The organism is Paenibacillus sp. NPDC101420 (genome assembly GCF_050277435.1).
GTDB lineage: Bacteria > Bacillota > Bacilli > Paenibacillales > Paenibacillaceae > Paenibacillus_AQ.
The window spans coordinates 1-7,082 of the sequence record NZ_JBNNSE010000017.1; the positions used below are offsets into that span (position 1 = coordinate 1).

Below are 7,082 nucleotides of genomic sequence, written 5' to 3' on the forward strand. Positions count from 1 at the left end.
TGAGCGGATTAATAACAATATAAATATAATGATGTTCCTCTAGGAACTGAACAACGGGACTTTGATAATGACCGGTTGCTTCTAGAATAAGCAAAAGACGTTGTTGAGATGCAAATTCAACTTCTGTTAAAACTTGAAGGAAATTTGCTAAACCATCTCGAGTGTGCTCGAAGTGGAATATCCCTTGGAATGGCTTTCCGCGCTCTAGAAAGGCTTGTCCATGGCTTTCTTCTTTAGAAATATCTAGACCGATAACTGGATTCATTTCATCTCCCCTTGTAAGTGTAGATTCGCCGGCATCCCCTAAGGTTGATCTTCTTGTCGCTCCATAGCATCGCTTGTTATACGGGATCTTACGTCCCAACCAGCCTCAATCATGGTCATGACAAGTAGGGGTGAACATTATAGCTCTCGGGATCAAGTCCCACGGGCAGGTACGTTCGACCAGGCTACTTTAATCCTCTATGCAAATGAAAAAAGGATCAACCAGAAAGAACTGGTTGATCTCATAATACGAACGGGCAGGAGAGTTGAAGATCAAACGCGGGGAACCGTACCACAAATAAGGGCAAGTTTTTTTTGAATTCCTTGCGGCGTATGGGTTTGAATATATGTGCGTAGGTCACATTTCGAAGAAACAAGAGAAAGGTGCATCGGTTCATTTTTTGATTTGTAAAAAGGTGTATATGAAAGTAAACAGATATCTATTTTCAAGCATAAAATTGCCTCATAGAATTAGTCGTAAAGGGGCCGTTTGGAGCTTGGATAAAATGGACACTCGGATCAAGACCATGTACCAGACTTGTTAAAATCATTTAAACCTAAGAAATGGGGATGAAAGATGAAGCGAAGTCAGAGGTATCCAAGACGAAGTTCCTTGCTGTTATCATTTGTGTTAATCTTATCGATTGTTTTTTCTGTTCAACCATCAGTAGTGAAGGGAGAAGGGGATAGGTCGCCGAAGATTTCGCAGGGGCAGGAGGATCAACAGCCTTTACTTGAAGTTCCTAATCAGCAGGGACAACAAGAAAAGTCCGATCCTGATCTCGAGCAACAACCCCAGTCTAACTTAGAACAGCCGCTTGCCGCTGCTGCTGCAACAGGATATTTCCCACCAAATACCGCGGCATCTGGGAATGTGAAGAACATGGCCTTGCTTTATACTGGATATTACGGTGGACGAACGACATACGAGGGAAGAGAAATCGGCACGTATGACAAGAATACGCTTTTGCCCTATGTTGCGCACTACAACAGTAATAATGTGATGGATGACACCTTTTTCGATTCATTTCTATTTCTAGGAATCAACACATCTGACTATAGAGATTTTGGTGATACAGCGGACCCTGCCAAGTGGACCTATAAGGCGGATTGGGAATGGTATATAAACCGCATTTTCACCTCTAATCAACAGCTCGATGCCCTCAACCAAGCAACCCAGCAAGTTGCAACCACACTAAACCTAACAAATTACAAATCCAAAGTATATATTATGCTGCCTTATCCTAATAGCGAAATCACCAATTTCGGAGATGTCGATAACGACGGAATCAGCGAAAATCTGAATTCGATGCCTAGCAATATGACGAAGGTAACCAAATGGTATATCGACACCGTATTAAGCAGATGGAATCAAGCCCAATACAGCAACCTTGAATTAAAAGGCTTCTACTGGTTCCATGAAGATATTGATCCCGGCAATCCGGGTGAAGTAAATGCAATTAATAACTCTGGTAACTATCTTCATACGCTTGGTCTGAAACTTGCCTGGATTCCATACTTTGGTGCCGGACAAAGCAACAACCGGAATAATTATGCAATCGATTTTAGCATCCAGCAGCCCAATCACTATTTCGTTCCGGAGACTGATTATTCGAGAATGACGAATGTATCGACCCAAGCTCAAACATATAATAAGGGCATCGAAATGGAGTTTGACGAAAGAGCGATGTTCGACCCCGATTTTAAAAACAGATTCGATAATTACTTAATGGCCGGCGTAGAATACGGATACATGACGGGAGCGGTCAAGGGTTGGTATCAAGATATTTTTGGGATATACAACTTGTATAAAAACAAGAATAACAACGGTGTAAACGGAGTTTATGACGGGAGACAGATGTATGAAGATATCTACAAATTTGTTAAAGGAACGTATACCATTCCAGTTAATCTTGCAAGCGGTAAATCGGCAGTAGCCTCATCCAACCAAAGTTCTTCTCTATCCGCTGCTAAAGCTGTTGACAATTTGCCGGGTACACGGTGGTCAAGCCAACAGTATTCAAGTACAGAGTGGATTTACGTCGATCTCGGGCAAGCTAATAACATCAAACGCGTTAAACTTAACTGGGAGTATGCTTACGGCAAGAGCTACAAAATTCAAGTATCGAATGATGCGGTCAATTGGACCGATGTGTATTCGACAACGACAGGCAATGGAGGTGTAGACGATATAGGCTTTGTGCCTACAACGGCAAGATACGTGAGAATGCACGCAACAGAGAGGGGCACGAGCTATGGTTACTCTATTTATGAGTTTCAAGTATATGGAGACAGCGTCGGATCCGCTACTACAACAAATTTGGCGTTAAATAATACAGCTACGTCATCTTCCAATCAAGAGGCAGCTCTTTCTCCGAATAATGCGGTTGACGGTAACGTGACGACAAGATGGGCCAGTCAGTTTGCAGACCCGCAATGGATTACGATCGACCTTGGGCAAGCTTATAACATAAATCGAGTTATATTGAATTGGGAGCTTGCCTATGGCAAAGGCTACAAGATTCAAGTATCGAATGACACTGTCAACTGGATGGATGTGTATACGACAACGAATGGAGACGGGGGGATTGACGATATATTCTTTACTGCCGTAAATGCAAGGTATGTAAGAATGTACGGAACCCAAAGAGCTTACTCCTTCTATGGCTATTCTTTATATGAATTCCAGGTTTATGGCAAACCGAATCTAGCGTTAAACAAATCGGCAACATCCTCTTCCAACGAGACATCCACATTAACGGCCGATAAAGCGGTGGATGGTAATGTAACGACAAGATGGGCCAGCCTGTATTCAAATCCGCAATGGATCTATGTAGACCTCGGACAGGAAACCCGCGTCAACAATGTCAAACTCAACTGGGAGTATGCTCATGCTAAGGGCTATAAGATTCAGGTGTCGAACGATGCAACCAACTGGACGGATATATACATGACAACGAATGGAGACGGTGGTATAGACGATATCTACTTTGAACCGGTAAATGCAAGGTATATAAGGATGCATGCGACAGATCGAGGCACAGGCGACTGGTATTCTCTTTATGAGTTCGAAGTTTATGGCAGCTGATCCATTAGCATACGTAAAGCCTAATATGGGGTTCTCATCCCAAATAACAAAACAAGCCCATGCACGAAACACTGTGCCGGGCTTGTTTAGCTTGGACCCCATCACATGTCAGGCGGAATATATCCAATATCTCGGCTATTAGTTGACCGGATTTGCTGGTGGGCACGTGTCGGCGGGACTGCGTATTTGGAAAAATATGACAATCCCGCAAAGGATGGCTCAAAAACTTGCCGTTACAGACAGCGCGGTGAACCTTACCATAAGTGACGGCGAAAAGTTGAGTTGAAGGTTGAAGCTTTAAAGCTAAATCTATCAGGAATAGTTCTCCATCATTTGATATAAATAATTTCGAAAGTCTTCAACATAGGTTTTGGGCTCTACAACTTTTAGATGAGTGCCGAAGCTTGCTAAAAGTTGAAATCCCATACGATTTTGTGGGACATAAATGGTTGCTAATAAAAATCCAGAACTATGGTCTTCAATACTTCTTCGACCATACCTTTCGATGATTTGATCTTTTATGCTAGGCGATATCCATGCCTTAATCGTGACGAATTCAGGTAGATAATTTGCTTCGTGTACTTGCTCTGACCAATCGTCTCTAGGATGAAACGCGCGTTCATCCATAGTAATATGATCGATCCGAGATAACTTGAAAGTTCGACATCCCTGTCGATGTAAACAGAATCCTTTCAAGTACCAACTTGATTCGCTAAAATGCAGCTCATAGGGCTCGATCATTCTATTCGTTACAGCCCCGTCTTTATCTGTATAATCAAACGAAACCAGCCTTTTCTTTAAAATGGATGTTTGACATGTCTTTAAGGTTTCAAGAATCTCGGACCGACCTTCCCATTCATAAAACGACAGTTGAATGGAACGATTCAGAGACAAAGGACTAACCATTGCCTCTATTTTTTTTATCGTTCTTTCAACTTCTTCAGTAAGGAGGATTTGTTCCAATCCGCCGAGCGCAGCTAATATATTCTGTAAATCGGAGCTGCTTAAAAGGCGTTTATCCACCTTGTATTCATCCATTATGCCGTACCCGCCTTTGACCCCAGTGATAGAGTAGATCGGGATGTTCGATAAGCTCAGTGTTTCCATATCGCGAAGGATCGTTCTTTTGGAAACATTGAATAGTTGTGAGAATTCCTTTGTAGATATAATCTCTTTTCTCAGCAATATCATGATAATCGAAATGAGTCTTTCCACTTTGTCCATAATTGCCCTCTTTTTTTCTACATGATTTCAAAATGGTGACACTAAGATGTCACCTTTTGTTCATTATACTACATGTATCACAAGAAGGAGGAATTGCAATGTTTAATCCAACCGATTTTCCCAAGCCCACCCTTATTTCAGTCAACGGTGTGGAACTCGAAGTCTTTGAAGCAGGCCGACAAAATTTAGGAAAACCTATTGTACTCTGTCATGGCTGGCCAGAGCATGCCTTTTCTTGGCGCCATCAGGTGCCCGCCCTTGTCGCAGCGGGCTACCATGTCATCGTCCCAAACCAGCGGGGTTATGGCAACTCATCCCGTCCGAGCGTAGTAACAGACTATGACATTGAACACTTGTCGGGTGATCTCATCGCACTTCTCGATCACTACGAATACGAAGATGCCACCTTTGTCGGTCATGATTGGGGTGCAATGATCGTTTGGTGGCTGACCTTATTGCATCCAAACCGTGTAAATAAAGTGATAAATCTGAGCATGCCTTACCAAGAGCGCGGAGAAAGACCCTGGATCGAGTTCATGGAAGAAATACTTGGCGGCGACTACTATTTTGTCCACTTCAATCGACAGCCGGGTATCGCAGACGCCGTATTAGAAGAAAATACATTCCAGTTCCTTCGCAACATTTACCGGAAAAACGAGCCACCCAGAGCGCCTCAGCCAGGTATGGCGATGATTAATCTTGCCAGAGCAGAAACACCACTCGGCGAACCCATAATGAGCGACAGCGAACTGGCCGTTTTCGTCTCAGCCTTCAAATCATCAGGCTTCACGGCAAGTATAAATTGGTACAGGAACCTTGACCGCAACTGGCGCTTATTGGCGGACGTGAACCCAATCATCCAACAGCCTGCACTTATGATCTATGGCGACCGGGATGTGATCCCGAAGTTTGAAAAACTAACGAAGTTCGTGCCCAATGTGGAAGTGGTCAATCTGAATTGCGGTCATTGGATCCAGGAAGAAAAGCCGGAAGAAACAAACCAAGCAATTTTAAAATGGCTGGAACAATGGGAGATGTAGTTTTTTTCAACAATCAAGAAGAGTTTAACGATTGGTTAGAAGAACATCATACTGAAGCTAGTGAAATTTGGGTGGGCTATTTTGGGATAAGTACAGGGCGTGCAAGCCTTACTTGGTCTGCATCAGTAGATGCCGCTCTTTGTTTTGGGTGGATTGACGGTATACGAAAAACCATTGATAAACAAAGCTATAAGATTCGCTTTACTCCGCGCAAAGTAAATAGTGTATGGAGTGCTGTGAACGTAAAGAAGGTAAAAGCACTAATACAGCTTGGAAAGATGAGACCAGAAGGAATGCACGTCTTTAACAACAGAACCGATGCACAAGGCTATTCCTCTGAACAAAGAAACGTGGAACTTGCCAAAGAATATGAAGAACAAATCAAGGCAAATCAAACAGCCTGGCTATTCTTCACTAATTTATCACCATCCTATAAAAGAGATTCTATCTGGTGGGTAATGAGCGCCAAGAAAGAAGAAACACGATTAAGAAGGCTTGGAATATTGATCGCTTCATCTGAAGAAGGGCTAAAATTTCAACATTGCAAAAAAAATATTACAGAATAAGGAAATATAAATAACAAAAGAATCGCTAAAAGGATTTTTGGTACTGCATAAATCTGGGTCTATTGTTTCCCTGATCTTTAGGAGAGAGGAGCTACTGTATTTCTCAATCATTTAGGGTTTAATTCTCATCAAAAGTCAAAACGTTTTAAATGCGAGGCATAAATCAAATCGCTAAATGAAGAAGGGATGAAACAGCTCATCCAAAATCGCCACCCCCTTCATTTTTATGGTACAGCCGACCCTCATGATCTATGGTGACCGGGATACGGTCCAGAGGTCTGAAAACCTGACAAAGTTCGTGCCTAATGCGGAAGTGGTTAATCTGGATTGCGGTCAATGGATCCAGCAAGAAAAGCCGGAAGAAACAAACCAAGCGATTTTGAGATGGCTGGAAGAGCAGAATGATGCTGAATAGATTCGCTTAGTAAGCAAAACTTAGAAAAACAATAAGGACACCCAAACAGGCAATGTCATTAAGTTAAGCTCAAAGGTAAGAACGGGAATAAAAATGGAATTCAAAACGGCATGGGAAAGCCCCGTGCCGTTTGTTTTTTACTTCACGCAAGGAAAAGGCGTATAACTAACAAAGCAGAAATACTGCAATAATTGAACAGGCGGAGAGAAAAGCATCGCTCTATGTTCTGTTCCAATCCAGTAAGATGCTCTTGGTACTGAAGAATGAGGGTAATAAGGACTTTCAAATTGATTAAGTGGCTTGCATACATGGTTTGCTGAAATAGGTTTTGTTTTGCCGCATCTAGCGGCCGTTGCACCCGTTGGTTAATCCAGTCCTCTGAACGCCCCTGTTTTGAAGAAAGCAGTTCTTTCATCTTAGATTTGAGTGTGTTTTCATCCGTCTGTAATACTGAATATGAGGTTGGGAATTCACTTAAAAACTGT

At 42.5% G+C, this 7,082-nt stretch carries 6 protein-coding genes and 1 pseudogene; 4 read left to right on the forward strand and 3 right to left on the reverse strand.

The features are described from left to right. A partial coding sequence (locus ACQKMP_RS30470) for an IS110 family transposase (RefSeq protein ID WP_427472529.1) occupies positions 1-265 on the reverse strand: 265 nt, incomplete at its 3' end. A gap of 576 nt (positions 266-841) precedes the next feature. Between ACQKMP_RS30470 and ACQKMP_RS30475 the strand changes: the two genes are divergently transcribed. Beyond that, a complete protein-coding gene (locus ACQKMP_RS30475) occupies positions 842-3,352 on the forward strand; it encodes a DUF4855 domain-containing protein (protein ID WP_427472531.1) in 2,511 nt (836 codons plus the stop codon). 312 nt (positions 3,353-3,664) lie between these two features. Here ACQKMP_RS30475 and ACQKMP_RS30480 read toward each other — a convergent pair whose 3' ends face one another. Continuing rightward, complete coding sequence (locus ACQKMP_RS30480) at positions 3,665-4,576, reverse strand: helix-turn-helix transcriptional regulator (RefSeq protein ID WP_042188235.1); 912 nt, start codon at positions 4,574-4,576, stop codon at positions 3,665-3,667. A 98-nt stretch (positions 4,577-4,674) separates the two neighbouring features. Here ACQKMP_RS30480 and ACQKMP_RS30485 point away from each other — a divergent pair, with 98 nt between their 5' ends. The 3 genes from ACQKMP_RS30485 (at position 4,675) to ACQKMP_RS30495 (ending at position 6,597) form a co-directional block, all read left to right on the forward strand. Next, a complete protein-coding gene (locus ACQKMP_RS30485; RefSeq protein WP_339248231.1) occupies positions 4,675-5,616 on the forward strand; it encodes an alpha/beta hydrolase in 942 nt (313 codons plus the stop codon). Continuing rightward, on the forward strand, positions 5,592-6,182 hold the full coding sequence (locus tag ACQKMP_RS30490) for a YdeI/OmpD-associated family protein (protein WP_427472534.1): 591 nt from the start codon (positions 5,592-5,594) through the stop codon (positions 6,180-6,182). The genes ACQKMP_RS30485 and ACQKMP_RS30490 overlap by 25 nt, the downstream gene beginning before the upstream one ends. 244 nt (positions 6,183-6,426) lie before the next feature. Next, positions 6,427-6,597, forward strand: a complete 171-nt coding sequence (locus tag ACQKMP_RS30495; RefSeq protein ID WP_197071291.1) for an alpha/beta fold hydrolase — start codon at positions 6,427-6,429, stop codon at positions 6,595-6,597. Between the two features lie 142 nt (positions 6,598-6,739). Here ACQKMP_RS30495 and ACQKMP_RS30500 read toward each other — a convergent pair. Further along, positions 6,740-7,082, reverse strand: a pseudogene (locus ACQKMP_RS30500) (hypothetical protein); the annotation flags it as partial.